We start from the raw sequence: 18,455 nt of genomic DNA, 5'->3' as shown, positions 1-18,455 counted from the left end.
TTCACAGCACGTCCGGTGGCACGGTCGCCTGGCGGAGCGAATCCCAGTCCAGGTCCTTCATCCACTGCGCCCAGGCGTGATAGGTCCACAGCTGGGCGCTCTCGCTCGTGGATCCTTCGATGCGGTGGAGGCCGTGCTCGTTGATGACCTTTCCTCGGCCCAGCCCCATCTTGAGCAGTTGCGGAATCCGCCGGCTGCGATGACCGTGCGTCTGGACGGTCGACTGGGCCCAGTTCTCACCGTCGTCCTGCTCAAGGATTCCGGCGGGCCCGAAGATGTGGCTCGCCATCCTGACGGTCATCTTCCGCTGCTCGGGCGTGGCGTTCTTCTCGACGAAGCTGAACCACCAGATCTCCGTCTTGTTCGGGCTCACCGGCACCCGAAGCGACAGCTGCCCGCCCGCCGTCGCGAGCCAGCTGTTCGGGAAGACGTTCGGATAGCCGCAGACCTGGCTTCCGATCGGGCCGAGCCACTCGCGGGCCTTCGGCCTCTGCCGCCACGAGGTGTCTATCGGCATGCCGCCCAGCCCGTCGACCGACGGGCCGCCCGCGGCGTGGCCGAACTCGGCGAGGAGCACGAGGTCGTGGATCCCGTCGCCCATGAGCCCGCTCGGGATGTCCAGGGACTCGCCGAGCGTGTTCCTCGCACCGCCGACCTCGACGTCGCCATCGGTAGGCGCGAACAGCCCCGATGCGAGAGCGGACATATGCGTGACCTGGGCGTGGTACCAGTCGAACACGTTGTCGACGGCGAACTTCCAGTTGCAGTCGATGGTGAACTTCTGGATGCCGGGAATGATCTCGACATCGCGCGCCGCGATGAGGTCGATCGCGATCCGGCCGGTCGGCCCGAGGTAGTCCTCCAGCGAAGGCGCCGCGGGATCCATCGTGCCGAAGATGAACCCGTGGTAGTTCGCGAGTTGCGCGACCTGGGTCAGTCCATGCTTCGACTTGTCGAGGCCGCCCTTGTAGAACCTGTCGATGTTGGGAACGCCGATCAGTTTCCCGCCCAGGTCGAAGGACCATCCGTGATACGTGCACATGAAGGCCTTGATGTTGCCTTCTTCCGCGCGGCATACCGCGTTGCCACGGTGACTGCACGTGTTCAGCATCGCCTTGATCGAGCCGTCCTTCTGACGGACCGTCAGCACGTTGTCCCGGCCCATCGGCGTCTCGAAGAAGTCGCCCGCCTTCGGGATCTGGCTCTCGTGGCAGAGGAACTGCCAGGCCCTGCCGAAGATGAGCTTCATCTCCTGCTCGAAGATGTCCTCGTCCGAGAAGATGCGCCGGTCCACCTCCCCCCGTTCGAGCGAGACCAGCTCGTCAAGTCGCGTCGCGCTCAGGGCATTCATGCGTCCACCTCGCGTCGTGTGGTTCGACCACGCTCTGTCGTGGGTCCGGTCACGGTCGCACCGGCGCGAGCCCGTTCCCAGACCGCTGTTCCACACCACGGAACGCTCGGTCCGACATTCATCTGTCGGACGAGCACGTCACTTTGGCCGCAGGTCACCACAGCGCTGCGGCTCGCGCCACGCAGGGCCTACGTCACCGACCCGCGACCGAGCATCGCTTGGGCGCACTGCAGGTAAACGGGCCGACCTCAACTGGAGATCGCCGGCCGGTACCTCGGCACGAGTGGCGTTGGCGTCCGGGCCTGCGCACTTCTTAAGGGGTTGCCGTTTCGGGGCGCAGGCCGGCTATGAGCAGGTCGAAGAGGCGTGCTGTCTGGGCGCTGTCATCGGTGGCGAGGAGGATGCCTACCAGGGCCGTTAGCAGGTCCTCGGGTTGCGTGTCCGGTCGGAGGCGGCCTTGCCGGGCGCCGGCGGAGAGCAGGGTTCGGACGGCGGTGTCGAGGTTCTCGCGTGCCTCGGCGTCGGCGCCCGCGTCCATGGTGATGATCGCTTTGAGTGTTTCGGCCATGCCGCGTTTGGTCGCGACGAAGTCGGCGTAGGCGTCCATCCACAGCCGCAGGGCCGTGACGGGCTCGTGGTCGGCGAGCAGTGACTCGGCGCGGGCGCAGAGGGCGGCGCGTTCGGCGCTGAAGAGCTCGCCGATCAGTGCCTCTCGGCTCGGGAAGTGCCGGTAGAGCGTGCCGATGCCCACACCCGCCTCACGAGCGACGTCCTCAAGGACGAGCGGCTTGCCGCTCGTGAAGGCGGCGCGAGCCACCGCCAGGAGACGGTCGCGGTTGCGCCGGGCGTCCGCCCGCATGCCATCACCTCTCGTTCGCCGACGCCACAATCGGAGGCACCTCCGATTGTGCTACGTTTCGGAGGGTCCTCCGGTTTGGAGGTTACCAGCGATCGGAGTCATGACATGACCGTCGGTGATGCCACGCAGTCCCGCCGTCCGCGGCCGGGTGGGATCGGGTCCCTGTACGGGCGCCCTGTCGCCCGTATCGGGTACGGCGCGATGCAGCTCGAACACGGGGACGACAGATCTGCTTTCGCCGTGCTGCGCCGGGCCGTCGAGCTCGGCGTGAACCACATCGACACCGCCGAGTTCTACGCCGCGGGCCTCGTCAACATGCGCATCCGCGCCGCCCTGCACCCGTACCCCGATGACCTGGTGCTGGTCAGCAAGATCGGCGCCACGAGCGACGTGAACGCCGAATGGGGGCTGCGGCCCGCGCAGACGCCCGCCGAGATGCGCGCCGAGGTGGAGACGAACCTTCGCACGCTGGGTCTGGAGCGCCTCGACGTGGTCAACTTCTACCCGATGGGCCGGAACCCGGGCATCCCCGAGGAACAGCGGGTCGACTTCGACGATCAGCTCGCCGAACTGGTCGCCCTACGGGACGCCGGGCTGATCGGGGGGTTCGGCCTGAGCCACGTCGACGCCGGCCAGTTGCGTCATGCGCTTCCGGCCGACGTCGCCTGCGTGCAGAACGGTTACAGCCTCGTCGACCGTTCGTCCGAGCCCGTCCTCGAGGTCTGCCGCGAGTTCGACATCGCCTGGGTGCCGTACTTCCCGCTCGGATCGGGAGTGCCGGACCTGCCCAAGGTCGCCGACCTGCCGGCCGTGCGGGAGGTGGCGTCACTGCTGGGCGTGAGCGCGGCTCAGGTCGGGCTGGCCTGGCTGCTCGCGACCGGCCCGCACGCGTTGCTGATTCCAGGGACCCGCAGCATCGAGCACCTGGAGGAGAACATCGCCGCCGGTGATGTGGCGCTCGATGAGGGAGCGTTGGCTTTGCTCGCGGGGTCTCGGTGACAGGCGGTCAGATCTGCGGCGGTGGTCGTTTCAGCAGGGTTGTGGCTATGGCGACTTGGGCGGGGTCCAGTGCCGTTTGCCGTCTTCTATGCCCCACATCCATTCGCGTTCCTGGGGTGCCCGGGGAGCGGGCCGGGGTCAACGCATGGCCCGCCCTGTCCGGGACGATCATTCCGGCCCGCGACTGATTCCGGCCCGGGTCGGCCCGTGGGTGGGCCGACCCGGGCCGGGGGCTTACCTCGGGCTGTCGAAGGTCCATACGGCGTGGGCGCCGGGGCCGGCGACGAGGGTGGAGTTGCCGATCCGCTCCGTGTGGCGGGTGGTCATGGGCTGGTTGAGGGACATCTCGACCCGCCGCATACCTGCCCGCTCGCGCGGGACGCCGTGGAGTTCGATCCTCGTCCCGCCGCTCACCGCGACGACGCCGTCCGGGAGCTTGCGGAGCGTGAAGCCGCCGGCCTTCAGCAGCGGCACCGTGTTGGTCAGGTCGCGCTCGGGGACGGCGAGCTCGATCGCGGTGATGTCGCGCATCTGGTGGTCGCGGTAGCCGTCGGGCAGGTAGCGCTCCCGGCCGACGTCTCCCTCGTGGCTCGCGGGCTCGGTCTGGCTGCGCGGGTCGGCGAAGTACTCCGGCCGGTACTCCATCGCCCAGGGGTCGAAGGCGTCGTACTGCTGCCCGGTGGTGCGGATGGTGTCGAACCACGGCACCGGCACGCCGTCGCCGAAGTCACGGGTCTGGTCGTACTCGGCGGGGTCGCTGATCCCCTGTGCCTTGAGCCGGTCGGTCACCGTCGCCAGCTCGCCCTGGTTCTCGACGGACAAGGCCAGCCCGGACGAGCCGAAGAGGGCGTCCTGGCCGGGCAGGTCGCCCTCGCTGAAGAACTCGATGTAGGTCTCCCGTCCCTTCAGGTAGCGGCCCTTCCAGGTCAGGCCGCCACCCGTGGTCGTGCGGACTTCGAAGTCGGAGAACGCCCGCAGGTAGGTGGAGTGCTCCACGGCGTCCGCGGTCGCCCTGTCGAGCACCGCGTAGGAGTGGTTGTAGAACAGCAGCTGCGGCCGGGCCGCGTCGGCCCTGGCCGTCCCGGCTCCACCGCCGGCCGTCCCGCTTAAGGCCACGGCGAGAGCGGCGGTGAGCGTCGTGATCGTCCGTACTGCTCGGCGCATCGACATGAAAATGATCATAAGACGACCAAGATCACGAACGGGGGCTTTCCGCGCCGCGGGCTGACTGCGGCCGTCCACATTTCAAGATCATGCAGGTCACGGGTCCGGCCGTTTCGTGTCTTTTGTATGGCGCCGACGCGGTGCCGGTTTTCGGGGACCTGCTCTGCCGATTTTGGGTGATTTTTCCTTTTTGTCTGGCTGGTTTGGGCTTGGCGAGAGGGCGGGGAGGTCGGACGTGGCAGGAGCCCTCGTTCGCCCATGGCCCGGCCGACCTCCGGCCGCTCTTCCGCGCTACTTGCGGCGTGCCACGTCGTATGCGGCGCAGCCGATCAGTTCGAGGGAGACCTGGAGCCGTTCGGGGCTGATGTTCAGGGCGATCGTGTCCTCGGGCGTGTGGTAGATCGGTTCCAGCTGGCTGGGCGCCTCGCTGCCGCGCCAGCTGAAGTTGCCCGCCGGGATGCCGCGCTCGTAGAAGGCCTCGTGGTCGCTGGAGCCGCGGGCGGTGGGGCCCTCGGTCTGGCCGGCGTAGCCGAGGCGGCGCGCGGCGGCGTTCACCGCGGCCGTCGTGGTGTTGTCCGCGCCGTCCACCGACAGCAGCCAGTACGTCCCCGCGGGCGGGTGGCTGGTGGCGACCATGTCGTTCTGGAAGCAGCCGGTTATCTGCGCGACGCCCGCCTCGTCGAGCTGCTTCACGTAGTGCCGCGCACCGATGAGGCCGGACTCCTCCGAGCCCCACAGGCAGACGCGAATCGCCTGCTGGGTCGGCAGCCGTTTCAGGACGCGCGCCAGTTCCAGGCACAGGACGGTTCCGCTGCCGTCGTCGTTGGCGCCCGGCGAGCCGGGGACGCTGTCGTAGTGCGCGCTGACGATGACGGCCTTGCCCGCGGGGTTCGGCAGCGTCGCCTTCCGCTCGGCCAGGACGTTGTACGAGGTCAGCCCGGAGTAGTGGGTGACCTTGAAGGACAGCCGCCGGGCGCCCGCGCGGATCCGCTCGCCGTGGTACTCGGCCAGGCCCAGCACCGGGATCGCGACCTCCTCCGACAGGGTCGGGACGAAGGAGCCGGGCTTGCGCTCGGGGTAGGTCTCCGAGCGCGCGTTGATGATGAGCACCGCCGTGGCGCCCGCGTCCGCGGCGGCCTTGGCCTGCGCGGTCTCCTTGCCGGAGACGCGGTCGAACAGCACCAGTCTGCCGCGCACATCGGCGGGGACCTCCGTGACCGGGCCCACGTCCACCACCGTTCCGGACACCGAGGCGACGGCGCCCTGCGGGGAGGCGCTGCACTGCCAGAGCCGCTCGCCCCGGGCGCGGATCTCCGCCAGGTACTTGTCGGCGACCGGGAAGGGCTGCAGCGCGACCTTGTAGCCGAGGTCGCGCAGGTACCCGGCGATGTAGCGGGCGGCGCGGTGCTCGGAGGGGGTGCCGGAGATGCGCCAGCCGATCCCGTCGCTGAGCACTCTCAGGTGGCGCATCGCCCGGCGGACGTCGACGCGGCCGACCACGGCCCTGTCGCCGGGGGTGAGCGAGGGTGGCAGGAGGGCACCGGGGCGCTGCCGGGTCGCGGCGGCGGCGGTGCCGGGGAGCAGGCCGACGGTCGCGAACCCGGCGAAGGCCGCGGCTCCCGCCAGCAGATCACGGCGCTTGACCTCGGACATGGCGTCTCCTCAAGGGATACGGGCCGCGCCCGCCGGCCTCGGGTCTCGAGGTGACGGACGGCGGCGAGATAAGGAACCATGCCCCCGTTTGAGGCGAAACTACGTAATCACCGTGATGACGACAAGAATGCGTCGTCAATCCGAAACCGGACCGTGATCAAGATCAGCAAGAGAAGGCGCTAACGAACATATCGATATGAAAAGCGCGCCCGTGGCTTGTCAATCGCGCACATGGCGGTTCGGGAGAACCTCTGTCATCGGCCGGTGAGCCGGACGGGCAGTGACCGCAGTCCCCGGAAGACGGGGAAGGGCAGCCAGGCGAGCTCGTCGTGCGGACGGTCGAGCGCGATGCCGGGGAATCTGGCCAGCAGGGACCCCAGCGCGATCCGGCCCTCCAGGCGGGCCAGCGGCACGCCGAGGCAGCGGTGGATCCCGTGCCCGAAGGCCACGTGGGCTCGGCCGTCGCGCGTGAGGTCGAGGCGGTCGGGATCGTCGAACGCGCCGGGATCGCGGTTGGCGGCGGCCAGCCCGACGATGACCACCGCCCCCTCCGGGATCGTGACCCCGCCGATCTCGATGTCCTCGACGGCGTAGCGCGGCGAGGCGCGCGCGGTCGGCCCGTCGTAGCGCAGCAGTTCCTCGATCGCCGCCGGCAGCAGGTCGGGACGGTCCCGCAGCAGGCGCAGCTGGCCGGGATTCCGGAACAGCGCCGCCATGCCGTTGCCGATGAGGTTGGTCGTCGGCTCGTGACCGGCGAAGAGCAGTTGCTGGGTCAGCGCGACCACCTCGGCCGAGGACAGGCGTCCGTCCCGTTCGTGCGCGGTCAGCAGGGCACTGAGCAGGTCGGGCGCGTCCGCCCCTTCCGCCGCGGCCTTGGCGGCGACCAGGTCGGTGACGTACTCGCGCAGTCGCCGGCCGCCCTCTTCGCGTGACATCACCGGATCGCGCACGAATCGGGGCGTCAGCGCCGCGGTCACCCAGACGCGGAAGTCGTCCAGGTCCGGCGCGGGCACGCCGACCAGCTCGCTGATGACGGTGAGCGACAGCGGGTAGGCGAAGTCCCCGATCAGGTCGGCCGTGTCCCCGGCCGCCATCGCGTCGAGCAGCCCGTCGGTGATCTCCCGCACGCGCGGTTCGAGCCCGGCCACCCGGCCCGGGGTGAACGCCCGGGTGACGAGGTCGCGCAGCCGGGTGTGCTCGGGCGGATCGACGCTGTGCAGGTCGAACGTCGCGTCCTGCGGCTCTCCGGACACGATCCCCGCCGCGCGCAGAGCGTCCCAGGCACGGCGCGGGTCCTTGGACAGCCGCTCGTCGGCGAGCGCGGCGCGGGCCTCGTCGTACCGTGTGATCAGCCAGTACGCGAGCCCGTTCGGATCCTTCATCTTCAAGACGGGCGCCTCCTCCCGAAGGCGCGCGTACACCGGGTGCGGATCACGGAAGAACGCGTCTGTATAGATCACTTCCTGATTGTTCCGCATCTGTCTGCCTGTGACCCGTGATCCGCTGCGGCCCTCTGTGGCCGCCGCCTGCGTCAGCGTTGGCGGACGGGGAACGGGGTGATGGTGATCTCGGTGCAGCAGACTCCCGGGGGCTGGTCCAGGGCGAACCGCACCGCGCTCGCCACGTCGCCGGGGTCGAGCAAGGCGGGATAGGAGTCGTAGTAGGCGGCGGCCTTGTCCTGGTCGCCGCGCCAGCGCGTGGCGGCGAAGCCGGTCCGCGTCATGCCTGGGAGCACCTCGGTCACGCGGATGCCGAGGTCGGCGCATTCCTCGCGGAGCGCGGCGGTGAAGCCGTGCACCGCGGACTTGCTGGCGCTGTAGGCGGCGAGCCCGGCGGCGGGGCGGACGCCGTTGACCGATCCGATGTTGACCACGTCCGCCGGATCCGTCTCGGCCAGTACCGGCAGCAGCGCGTGCGTGAGACGGAGCAGCCCCGCGGCGTTGGTGTGCAGCACCGAGAGGGCGTCGTCGATGTCGGAACGGTGGAAGGGGGTACGGCCGCCGACGTCGTGGCCGGCGCAGTTGACCAGCGCGTGCAGGTCCGCAGGCCCGTTCCGGAGGGACCGGGCGAGGCGGTCGACCGACTCCTGGTCCGTGACGTCCAGGGCGGCGGGGACGCAGGCGGGGCCGAACCGGTCCGCGAGGGCGGTCAGCACGTCCAGCCGGCGGGCCGCGATCGTGACGTGCCAGCCGGCCTCCAGGAGGGTCTGCGCGACGGCGGCCCCGATGCCGCTGGACGCGCCCGCCACCAGGGCGTGCCTGCTCATCGCGGCCGCCCGGGGTGCGGAGCGTGCGCCGTCCAGGGCTGCGCCTCCTCGAACCGCGCCGCCGCCGCCATCACCCGGTCGTCACGATGCCGGTCGGCGACGATCTGCAGGCCCACGGGCAGCCCGCCGCCGTCCAGGCCGCAGGGGACGCTGGCCGCCGGATGCCCGGTGAGGTTGAACGGGTAGGTGAAGGGCAGCCGCTCGAACAGCGGGATCTCCGGCTCCCCCTCGGCCGGCCACGCGGTGATCGGCATGGTGGGGGTGAGCAGCAGGTCGTAGGTGTCGAACAACTGCCGCACGCGATCGTAGAGCTCGGCGCGGCGGGCGAGGAGCCGCCGGTATTCGAGGGCGCTGCGCGCGTGCCCGTCCTGGACGAAGGCCAGCAGGCTCGACTCGATCCAGTCGGGACGTTCCTCCGCCTTCTCCGCGAAGCGGGCGACGAAATGGATCCCCCAGGTGGGTTCGATGATCTCCCGGGCGAGCGTCCCCCAGCCGATCGGCACCTCCTCCACGGAGGCCCCGAGCCGCTCGAAGACCAGGGCGGCCCGCCGTGTGGCCTCGGCGACGTCCGGTGCCACGGTGGCGTGGCCGAGGTCGGGGCTCCAGGCGACGCGCAGGCCCCGCACGGAACCGCGGCAGGCCGCGACGAAGTCGGGCGGTTCACGGTCGATCGACTGCGGGTCCCGCCGGTCGGGGCCCGCGAGCGCGTTGAGCATGAGGGCGGCGTCGGTCACGGTGGTGGTGAGCGGGCCGGCGGTCGCCAGAGCGGCGTACCAGTCGTTGCTCGGCCATTTGGGGATCAGCCCGTTGGACGGCTTGAACCCCACCACCCCGCAGTGCGCGGCGGGGATGCGCACCGAGCCCGCGCCGTCCCCGCCCTGCGCCAGCGGGCCGAGCCCGGCGGCGACCGCCGCGGCCGCGCCGCCCGAGGAGCCGCCCGGGGTGCGGGTGAGGTCCCAGGGGTTCCTGGCGGGCGGGCCCAGCAGGTTGTCGGTCATGTCCTTGTAGCCCGCCTGCGGCGTGTTCGTCTTGCCCAGCAGGGGTGAGCCGGTGGCGCGCAGCCGCGCGGCGACCAGCGAGTCGTGGTCGGGGACGTGGTCCTTGTTCCACAGCGAGCCGCCGGTGGTGCGGATCCCGGCGGTGGGCTCCAGGTCCTTGACCGAGTGCGGGACGCCGTCGAGCGGGCCGAGACGCTCCCCGTTCAAGGCGCGCGTCTCCGCCTCCTTGGCGTCCCGGCGGGCCCGTTCCGGCGTGACGGTGAGGAACGCGTTGAGGTGCGGGTTGAGATCGTCGATGCGCTGGAGGAGGGCCTCGGTGAGCTCGACCGGGGAGAGCAGCCCTGCCGCTATGAGCGCGCCGGCCTCGTTGGCGGGCAGCCGCCACAGGTCCGTGCTCATCGCTCGTCCGCGGCGATATCCGCGAGCGCCTCGCGGAACACGTCGAGCGTGGCCGCGACGTCGTCATGGGTGTGCGCGGCCGACAGGTACCAGTTGCCGCGGGCGCTGGCCCAGACTCCCCGTCCCAGCAGGCCCTCCACGAGCCGCTGGTAGCGCGGCATGTCCGGCGGCACCGTCTCGTCCCAGGGGTCGCCGGGGTCGCGGTCGACCAGGGCGACGTGGAAGGCCGCCGGGAAGCCGCGGACGCGCAACCGGACTCCGGCCTTCCCGGCGACCTCCGACAATCCCGACATCAGGCGCGACCCGACCTCCTCGATGTGCCGGTGGACGCCGCCGTCGGCGATGGCGTCCACCGTGGCCACGACGGCGGCCATGCTCGCGGTCGAGCCGTTGTAAGTGCCGCGGTGGTTGACCGTTCCGTCCTCGACCCTGGCGAGGGCGGCGCGGTGCCCGGCCACCGCCGCCACGGGCCAGCCCGAGGCGATGCCCTTGGCGTAGGTGGCGAGGTCCGGGACGACGCCGAACACCTCGGCCGCCCCGCCGGGCGCCAGCCGGGCGCCGGTGACGATCTCGTCGAAGACCAGCTGCGCCCCGCACGCCCGCGTGAGGCGCCGGCACGCCTCCAGGTAGCCGGGCGCCGGGAGAGTGCCGCGGTGGTTGACCATCACCGGCTCCATGATCACTGCGGCCACGCGGGAGCCGCGGCGCTCCAGCAGCGTTCTCAGGGCGTCCTCGTCGTTCCAGGGCAGCACGTGGGTCCAGGGGTCCACGCCGGCCGGCCATCGCCCCGCCGCCTGGTCGCCGCCGGGCGACGGGGCGTCGTCCACCAGCCAGCCGTGGTAGTGGTTCTCGAACCGCACGATCTCCTGGCGGCCGGTGTGCGCCCGCGCAACGCGGAGGGCCAGCTCGGCGGCCTCGCTGCCGGTCGTGGTGAACCGCAGCATCTCCGGCCACTTCAGCAGGGCCCGCAGCTTCTCCGCGGCCTGCACTTCCAGCGGGTGCTGGGATCCGAGGCTCATCCCCGACTCCGCGGCGGCGGTCGCGGCCTTGAGCACGGCGGGCGGCGCGTGCCCGAGCATGCTGGGGCCTCGGCCGAGGACGTAGTCGATGTACCGCCGGCCCGCCACGTCCCACAGGTACGCCCCGCTCCCCCGTTCGAAGAACATCCCGGCGTGGCCGAGGCGGGCGTTGGAATGCACCCCGCCCGGGGCCACGTCCAGGGCCCGCGGACGCAGCCCGGCGGTCGCGTCGCCGCCGTCATCTATGCGGTCGTCGGTCATCGGTCGCTCCCTGTCGCGTGTTCTCGGCTCGCGTGTTCTCGGCTCGCGTGTTCGCGGCTCGGCATGTCCGGCGTGGGGTCTCAGTACGCGGTCGCGGTCTGCCGGCCCTTGGGTTTCAGGACCGGGGTCTCAGTCTTGGACGAGATGACTTCGAGCACGACCGGGCCGCCGGTGTGGTCGGCGGCGGCCTTCGTCGCGGCCTCCGCGAACTGGTCCGGCGTCGTGCACCGGTGCGCGAGGGTGCCCATGGCGACGGCTGCGGCAGCGAAGTCCACGTCCGTGAAGTCCTGCGAGATGGGCTCGCTGCCCGGGTACCGCTGCGCGGCCGAGTGCCGCGTCCAGGCGAGCACCGAGTTGTTCAGCACCGTCGCCACGACCGGGAGGCGCAATCGGGCGAGCGTCTCCAGCTCCGACTGGGAGTAGGCCCACCCGCCGTCCCCGGCGACGCAGTACACCCGGGCGGCGGAGCCGGCGTCCCGGAGCGCCAGCGCGCTGCCGATCGCCGCCGGCAGGCCCCAGCCGAGCCCGGCCAGGCCGCGCGGGGCCACGAAGGCCCGGCCGGCCCGGGGGGCGCGCCAGTGCGCGGCGCCCCAGCCGGAGGACAGGCTGGCGTCGGTGACCAGGACGTCGTCCGGGGCCATGACCGCGCTGAGGGTCCGCATCACCGCCTGCGGCTTCACGGCGCCGTCCCCGTCCACGCCGTCCCCGGGGGTTCCCCGCCACCACTCCTCGGCCAGCCGGCGGACCCGTTCCAGGTCCCAGTCCCCGGGGCCGCGCTCCGGCAGGGCGTCGGCGAGCGCCCGGGCGCCGAGCTTGGCGTCGCACTCCAGCCCGAGGCTCTGCGGGAAGTTCCGCCCGATCTCCGTCGCGTCCAGGTCGAGGTGGACGATCGGTGTCCCCGGCGGCGGCAGCGTCCAGTTCAAGGTGGCGCTCTGGGCGGCCTTGGTCCCGATGAACACCACGCAGTCGGCCTCGGCCAGCAGCTCGTTCACCAGCGGCAGCCCGAAGGTCCCCGCGGGGCCGACGGCCAGCGGATGGTGCTCGGAGAGCACGCCCTTGCCGTTCAGCGTCGTGGCCACGAGCGCTCCCAGGCGCTCGGCCAGCCGCCGGACCTCGTCGCCGGCTCCGGCGCTCAGCGCCCCGCCTCCGGCGAGCAGCAGCGGCTTGCGGCTGTGGCGCAGCAGTTCCACGGCGCCCTCCACCGCGGCGGGATCGGGGCTCGTGCGCGACTGCGGGTAGACGGTGCTCAGCGGGGTGACGGCTGAAGACCCGTGCGGAGGCTCCGGGTAGTCCGCCGAGAACACGTCGTCGGGGATCTCCAGGACGACCGGGCCGGGCCGCCCCGACGTCGCGATCCGCAGCGCCGCGGCCAGCAGCCCGTCGAGGTTCTCGGGCAGCTCGACCCGGCCGTAGTACTTCACGCACGGTTCGAGGTACGAGCGCTGCTCGAAGCCCTGGGAGGCGGACCCGAACCGGCGCCGGGTCTCCCAGTGCCGCGGGATGTCGGCGATGATCGCCAGCATCGGGACGGAGCTGGTGTAGGCCTCCAGGAGGCCGGACACCAGGTTGCTGACGCCGGGCCCCACGGTCGCGTCGCACACGCCGACCCTCCCGGACATCCGCGCGTACGCGTCGGCGGCGAACGCGGCGCTGCGCTCGTCCCGCATCAGTGTGTGACTGATCACGCCATGCTGCCCGGCGATCCCGTGGTAGAGCGGCGTCGTCTGCCCGCCCGGGACGCCGAAGACGCGCCGTACCCCGGCGTTGACCAGTAGCGCGGCGAGGCGCTCACCTACATGCACGGCATGCTCCTGGAAGAGTTATTCACATCATGGTTACGATGACCTTAATCTGAACATAGGGAGCTGAGTAGGGTGTGGTCAACCCTCATGAACACGCCGACCACGATGTGGTGATCGACGGGAGGGGCCAGTGCGCAGTGGTGAAAGGTGCCGCGATGTCGATGGATCCGGGGAAGATCGGGACGATCAAGGTTCTCGACAAGGCCGCGGCGATCCTGCAGGTACTCCGGGAACGCGAGCGGGTCACCCCGGCCGATCTGGTCGAGACCGTCGGGGAGAGCCGGACGACCGTCGTGCGGATCTGCGAGACCCTCGTCCGCCACGGGCTGCTGGAACGCGAGGACTCGTCGCGCGTCAGCTACCGCCTGGGCCTGACGCTCCTGGAACTGGGCGCGCTGACCCGGCAGCGGCTCAGCATCCGCGACGTCGCCCACCCCGTCCTGGTCGAGCTGTCGGCGAAGACCGGCGACTCGACCAACCTCGTGGTGCAGCGGGACGACGCGGCCGTCTGCCTCATCCGGGTCGTCGGCTCCTACCCCGTGGTCAGCCAGGCCCTCTACGAGGGGGGCCGGCTCCCCTACGACCGGGGCGGATCCAGCCTCGCGCTGCTCGCGTTCGGCGACGCGGAGCTCCAGGAGTCCGTGCTGGCGCGGCTCGAGCCGGACCGGCGGCCGGCGCTGCGGGACAGGCTCCAGGAGATCCGCGAGGCCGGCTACTGCGTCAGCCGGGGCGAGTTCCTGCCGGAGACCGGCGCGGTCGGGGCCCCCGTCTTCGGCGTGCACGGCGACCACGCGATCGCCGGTGTCAGCGTCAGCGGCGTGGTCGGCCGGCTGGCCGACGACCGCCTGCCGGAGCTGACGGCCGCGGTCATGGCCGCCGGCGAGAGCATCAGCCGCGGCCTGGCCTACAGCGGCCCGTACCCCCGGCCCGCCTGACCCCACCCCGACATCCACCCCCGATCCCGCCGGCGCCCGCGCCCTGACACCACCGACGTCGCCGGACCGGCGGCGCGGACACGTCCCGCCTCTCCTTCGCCGCGCCTCTCCGTCGCCGCGCCTCACCTTCGCCGCGCCTCACCTTCGCCGCGCCTCACCTTCGCCGCGTCTCCCTGGCGTCGGCATGCCGTCGTGGCCGCGTCCGGCTTCCCGTCACCAGCGCTTCTCCGCACGCCATCGCGCATTTCCGGTGCGCCGGGCCATTGACAGGCGTCGTCCGACTCGCGCATAGTGTCCGCACACATCGTGGTTAGCGTAACCACAATGTGGTGAATGGACGCTCCGGGGGGACGCCCCGGCGCGAACCACGGGAGGCGTGATGAAGAAACGCAGCCGGATGGCCGCCGTCCTCTGCGCGGTGCTCTCCTCTGCCGCCTGCGGCCTGGTGGGGGCCGGGTCCTCCGGGTCGGACGGAGCGGACTACCCGTCCAAGGAGGTGCGGATCCTCGTGCCGTTCGCCGCCGGCGGCACCACCGACCTGCTGGTCAGGACCATCGCCAAGGGCATGGAGAAGCGACTGGACAAGCCGGTCGTGGTGGAGAACAAGCCCGGCGCCGGCGGCGGGAACGCCTACAACGAGGTCCTGCGCGGCGAGCCCGACGGCTACACGCTGTGCGACCTGAGCCTGCCCTTCGCGGTCATCAGCTCGACCCGGCAGAACGTCGGGTACACGATGGACAAGTTCCAGCCCATCGGCGTCACGTACCGCGGGCCGAACGTCGTGGTCGTCCCGACCGGCTCCCGGTACCAGAGCGCGAAGGACCTCTTCGACGCGGCGCGTGCCGAGCCCGGTGACGTCGAGATCGCGACGGCGGGGGCGACCGTGTCCGCGCACATCGAGATCGAGCGCATGCAGCGCGAGTACAAGGTGCCGATCAAACCGGTGCCGTTCGAGGGCGTGGCGCCCGCCCTGACCGCGCTGCTCGGCAAGAACGTGGACGCCGGGATCGTCGACGCCAGCAAGGAGACGCTGCGGCGGATCTCCGCGGGCGAGCTCCGCGCGCTGGCGGTCACCTCGCCCGAGCGCGCGCCCTACCTTCCCGACGTCCCCACGTTCAAGGAACTCGGGTACACCAACCTCACGCTCAGCGTCAGCATCGACGGCCTCGCCGGCCCGAAGGGCATGCCGGCCGCGGTGACGCGCAAGCTCCAGACGGCGCTGCAGGAGACCCTGCGGGATCCCGAAGTGATCAAGACGATCGGGGAGAACTACGTGCCCAAGGAGTTCGTCGGGCCCGAACCGTTCGCCAAGACGATCAGCGATCTCCAGCAGACCTACAGCCAGGTCTTCAAGCGCTGACGGGGAGGCCCGCATGCGGCAGCTACTGCAGTTCGTCGGCCGGAGGGCCGCCGCCCTGGCGGCCCTCGCCGCGGGATCCCTCGGCATGGCCGGCTCCATGGCCGTGGAGTTCGGATCCCCGAACGACCCGGGAACGGGCATGTGGCCGCTCATCGTGAGCTGCCTGACCGTCCTCGGCTCGCTGGTCCTCCTGGTGCGTCCGGGCTCCGAGGACCACGAACCGTTCACCGGCGGGACGCGGGCCGTCGCGTCGGCCACCGCGGGCATGGTCGGCTACGCGGTGCTCTTCCCGCACACCGGGTTCACGCTACCGGCGTTCCTGCTGCTGGCGTTCTGGATCCGGGTGCTCGGCAAGGAGCCGTGGCGGCTCACGCTCGCCGTGTCCGCGGCCTCCTCGACCGCCTTCTTCTGCCTGTTCTCGCTGGTCCTGAACGTCCCGCTGCCCCGGGACCTCATCTGGGGAATCTGAGGAACACCGCGCATGGGTCTTCTCGACGGCCTGGCCGTCGCACTCCAGCCGACGAACCTGCTGTTCGTCTTCATCGGCGTGTTCGCCGGGATGGTCATCGGCGTCCTGCCGGGGCTCGGCCCGGTCGCGACGATGTCCCTCCTCCTCCCGCTGACCTTCGCGATGGGCCCCGAGTCGGCGATCATCATGCTGGCCGGCATCTACTACGGCTCCATGTACGGCGGGACGATCACCTCCGTGCTGCTGCGGCTGCCCGGCGAGGCCGCGTCGATCGTCACCACGTTCGACGGCTACCAGATGGCGCGGCAGGGCAGGGCGGGGCCGGCGCTCGGCATCGCGGCGGTCGGCTCGTTCCTCGGCGGCACGGTCTCGGTGGTCGGCCTGACGCTGGTGTCCGGCCTGCTCGCCAAGGCCGCGCTGTCCATCGGGCCGCCCGAGTACGCGGCGCTGACCGTGCTCGGCATGGCGATGGTCGCGTTCCTCGGGACGAGGTCGTTCAGCAAGAGCCTGGTCATGGTCGGGATCGGCCTGCTGATCGCCACCGTGGGGCAGGACCCCATCACCGGGGAGGCGCGCCTGACCTTCGGCTTCAGCCAGATACTCAACGGGATCGACCTGGTCGCCGTGGCCATGGGCCTGTTCGGCATCGGCGAGATGCTCTACAACCTGGAGAACCAGACGGCGGCGCCGGCCGCGCTGCCCGCGGTCTCCCGCGCCTGGCCGTCCCGGCGCGACTGGCGGCAGGCGCGCGGCTCGGTGCTGCGCGGCGGGGTGATCGGCTTCTTCATCGGCATCATCCCCGGCGGCGGGGGCGTGATCTCCTCGCTGGTCTCCTACGCGGTCGAGAAGCGCCGGGCCAAGGATCCGGGACGGTTCGGCCACGGCGCCATCGAGGGCGTCGCCGGGCCGGAGACGGCCAACAACGCCTCCTCCACCACGGCGTTCATCCCGCTCCTCACGCTCGGCCTCCCGTCCAACGTGGTGATGGCGGTGATCTTCGGGGCCCTGCTGATGCAGGACGTCACGCCGGGGCCGCAGCTCATCAACGACCACCCGCAGGTCTTCTGGGGGGTGATCGCCTCGATGTACGTCGGCAACCTCATGCTGCTGGTGCTGAACGTGCCGCTCGTCGGGATGTTCATCCGGCTGCTCCGGCTGCGGTTCACGCTGCTCGCCCCGCTGACCGTCACGGTGATCATGCTCGGCGTCTACACGATCAACAGCAGCACCTTCGACGTGTGGGTGGCGCTCGTCTGCGGGATCATCGGCTACCTGATGCGCAAGGCCGGCTTCGACCCGGGGCCGCTGGTGCTCGCGCTGGCCCTCGGCGCCATCCTGGAGCGCTCGTTCCGCCAGTCGCTGCTCATCTCCAACGGCGACTTCGCCATCTTCGCGACCCGCCCGGTCTCGGCCGTCATCCTCCTCGTCACGCTCGCGCTGCTGGTCAGCCCCCTGATCGGCGGGCTGCGGCGGGGGTCGGAGAAGCGCGGAGACCCAGAGCCGACCCTCTCGGAGAAGAACCGATGACCTCCCAGGCAGATGGTGCGGACGAGTGCGACCTCGTCATCACCGGCGCGCTCATCGTGACGGCCGACGAGGCCGGCACGGTGCTGCCCGGCAGCGTCGCGGTCCAGGACGGCCGCATCGCCGACCTCGGTCCCGACGGCACGATCGCCGCCCGGTACCGGGCGGGCCGCGCGATCCGCGCCGACGGGGCCGTCCTGCATCCGGGCTTCGTCGACGCGCACATGCACATCAACCAGTACGCCGCCCGCTCGGCCCTTCCCGCACTCGAACGCGCCGGGAAGACGATGGGCCACTGGAAGGCGCGGATCACCACCGCCGACGAGGTGGCCAGCGCCCGCCTGGCCGTTCTCGACCTGCTCCGCTCCGGCCATACCGGCTTCGTCGACCCGGGAACCGTCTACGAGCCGGACGCCGTCGCCGAGACGGCGTCGCAGGCCGGCGTCCGGGCCTGGCTGACCGACCCCTACGTCGCCGACCGGGGCCACGACCTCGCCGCGTCCCACCCCGAGCTGTTCGGCGGGGGCTTCCTCCGGAGATGGCCGCGCACCACCGACGAGGCCATGGCCCGCGTGGGCGGCCAGCTCTTCCGGAACCGGGAGGACGGGCTCGTCCAGGGCTTCGTCGGGCTGTACGGGGAGGCGAGCGACTCCCCCGAGCTGTACCGGTACGCCGCAGAGGTCGCCCGGGACAACGGCGTCACCGTCCAGGAGCATCTCGGGTACACGCAGTCGCGGTACATCGCGGAGGATAAGCGGTACGGACGCACTCCCGTCCAGCGGCTCGCCGACGCCGGCCTGCTCGGCGAGCACACCTCGTTCGTCCATATGAACCGGGTCACCGCCGCGGACGCCGACCTGCTGGTCCGCGCGGGGGCATCGCTCGTGTGGTGCCCGTACGGGCAGATGCAGGCGCTCTCCCGGCCGGACGCCGAGCCGCGGATGCCCGAACTGTGGCGCCGCGGGACCCCGGTCGGCATCGGCAGCGACATCGCGCGCGCCGGCGGCCTCGACGCGCTCGGGACCCTGGCGGTCTCGGCGTCGACCATGGCGGGCGACGCCGTCCGGCCCGCCGAGGTGCTCCGGATGCGAGGCGCCGGCGCGGCCCGCACGGTCGGCGCCCGCGGCCTCGGCGAGATCCGGCCCGGCCACCGCGCCGACCTCGTCCTGCGGTGGCCGGCCGCCTCCGAGGCCCTGGGGGCCGACGCCGCACTGGAGACGGGCGTCCTCGGCGCGTGCGGATCGGTCCGCACCGTGATCGTCGACGGCGCGGTCGTCTTCGAGGACGGCCGGCCCACGCGGTTCGACGCGGCCGACGCCGTGCGGCACGCCCGCGCCTCCGTGCGCCGCCTGCTGGAGAGCATCGGATGACGCGGCGGGTCCGGTCAGGCCGCCCG

At 71.5% G+C, this 18,455-nt stretch carries 15 protein-coding genes; 6 read left to right on the top strand and 9 right to left on the bottom strand.

Annotation, left to right across the window (positions count from 1 at the left end; all coding sequences use genetic code 11):
• Window position 1 precedes the first annotated feature (1 nt).
• Window positions 2–1,351 carry an aromatic ring-hydroxylating oxygenase subunit alpha gene (locus BM339_RS43380; RefSeq protein ID WP_021592949.1) on the bottom strand — a complete coding sequence of 450 codons (1,350 nt, stop codon included), beginning with the start codon at window positions 1,349–1,351 and terminating at the stop codon, window positions 2–4.
• 313 nt (window positions 1,352–1,664) lie between these two features.
• Window positions 1,665–2,210 carry a TetR/AcrR family transcriptional regulator gene (locus BM339_RS43375; RefSeq protein WP_021592950.1) on the bottom strand — a complete coding sequence of 182 codons (546 nt, stop codon included), beginning with the start codon at window positions 2,208–2,210 and terminating at the stop codon, window positions 1,665–1,667.
• 105 nt (window positions 2,211–2,315) lie between these two features.
• Here BM339_RS43375 and BM339_RS43370 point away from each other — a divergent pair, with 105 nt between their 5' ends.
• Window positions 2,316–3,209 carry an aldo/keto reductase gene (locus BM339_RS43370; protein ID WP_075024617.1) on the top strand — a complete coding sequence of 298 codons (894 nt, stop codon included), beginning with the start codon at window positions 2,316–2,318 and terminating at the stop codon, window positions 3,207–3,209.
• 234 nt (window positions 3,210–3,443) lie between these two features.
• Here the strand turns inward: BM339_RS43370 and BM339_RS43365 are convergent, their stop codons facing one another.
• The 7 genes from BM339_RS43365 to BM339_RS43335 all read right to left on the bottom strand — a co-directional run bounded on the left by BM339_RS43365 (window position 3,444) and on the right by BM339_RS43335 (window position 12,771).
• On the bottom strand, window positions 3,444–4,379 hold the full coding sequence (locus BM339_RS43365; RefSeq protein WP_075024662.1) for a DUF5829 family protein: 936 nt from the start codon (window positions 4,377–4,379) through the stop codon (window positions 3,444–3,446).
• A gap of 285 nt (window positions 4,380–4,664) precedes the next feature.
• A complete protein-coding gene (locus BM339_RS43360) occupies window positions 4,665–6,026 on the bottom strand; it encodes a M20/M25/M40 family metallo-hydrolase (protein WP_075024616.1) in 1,362 nt (453 codons plus the stop codon).
• Window positions 6,027–6,280: 254 nt separating this feature from the next.
• Window positions 6,281–7,408: a cytochrome P450 family protein gene (locus BM339_RS43355; RefSeq protein ID WP_256255815.1), complete on the bottom strand. Its 1,128-nt coding sequence runs from the start codon at window positions 7,406–7,408 to the stop codon at window positions 6,281–6,283.
• 149 nt (window positions 7,409–7,557) lie between these two features.
• Window positions 7,558–8,292, bottom strand: coding sequence for an SDR family oxidoreductase (locus BM339_RS43350; RefSeq protein WP_075024614.1), 735 nt, complete (start codon window positions 8,290–8,292; stop codon window positions 7,558–7,560).
• Window positions 8,289–9,689, bottom strand: a complete 1,401-nt coding sequence (locus tag BM339_RS43345; protein ID WP_075024613.1) for an amidase — start codon at window positions 9,687–9,689, stop codon at window positions 8,289–8,291. Before BM339_RS43345 ends, BM339_RS43350 begins: the two co-directional genes overlap by 4 nt.
• Entirely contained in the window at window positions 9,686–10,969 is a 1,284-nt protein-coding gene (locus BM339_RS43340) for an aspartate aminotransferase family protein (protein WP_075024612.1), read from the bottom strand. The genes BM339_RS43345 and BM339_RS43340 overlap by 4 nt, the downstream gene beginning before the upstream one ends.
• Before the next feature lie 80 nt (window positions 10,970–11,049).
• Window positions 11,050–12,771 carry a thiamine pyrophosphate-binding protein gene (locus BM339_RS43335; RefSeq protein WP_075024611.1) on the bottom strand — a complete coding sequence of 574 codons (1,722 nt, stop codon included), beginning with the start codon at window positions 12,769–12,771 and terminating at the stop codon, window positions 11,050–11,052.
• Window positions 12,772–12,926: 155 nt separating this feature from the next.
• Here BM339_RS43335 and BM339_RS43330 point away from each other — a divergent pair, with 155 nt between their 5' ends.
• From BM339_RS43330 to BM339_RS43310, 5 genes are all read left to right on the top strand, one after another.
• Window positions 12,927–13,706 carry an IclR family transcriptional regulator gene (locus BM339_RS43330; protein WP_021596363.1) on the top strand — a complete coding sequence of 260 codons (780 nt, stop codon included), beginning with the start codon at window positions 12,927–12,929 and terminating at the stop codon, window positions 13,704–13,706.
• Window positions 13,707–14,085: 379 nt separating this feature from the next.
• Entirely contained in the window at window positions 14,086–15,066 is a 981-nt protein-coding gene (locus tag BM339_RS43325) for a tripartite tricarboxylate transporter substrate binding protein (RefSeq protein WP_075024610.1), read from the top strand.
• Between the two features lie 13 nt (window positions 15,067–15,079).
• A complete protein-coding gene (locus BM339_RS43320) occupies window positions 15,080–15,535 on the top strand; it encodes a tripartite tricarboxylate transporter TctB family protein (protein ID WP_021596361.1) in 456 nt (151 codons plus the stop codon).
• 12 nt (window positions 15,536–15,547) lie between these two features.
• On the top strand, window positions 15,548–17,062 hold the full coding sequence (locus tag BM339_RS43315) for a tripartite tricarboxylate transporter permease (protein WP_075024609.1): 1,515 nt from the start codon (window positions 15,548–15,550) through the stop codon (window positions 17,060–17,062).
• The gene (locus BM339_RS43310) at window positions 17,059–18,429 is read left to right on the top strand and encodes an amidohydrolase family protein (protein ID WP_075024608.1); all 1,371 of its coding nucleotides are present in this window, start codon (window positions 17,059–17,061) and stop codon (window positions 18,427–18,429) included. The genes BM339_RS43315 and BM339_RS43310 overlap by 4 nt, the downstream gene beginning before the upstream one ends.
• Window positions 18,430–18,455 lie beyond the last annotated feature (26 nt).

Origin of the sequence: Actinomadura madurae (assembly GCF_900115095.1) — a bacterium.
Lineage (GTDB): Bacteria > Actinomycetota > Actinomycetes > Streptosporangiales > Streptosporangiaceae > Spirillospora > Spirillospora madurae.
Note: the sequence above shows the minus strand (reverse complement) of the source record. Positions and strands in the feature narration are given on the sequence as shown.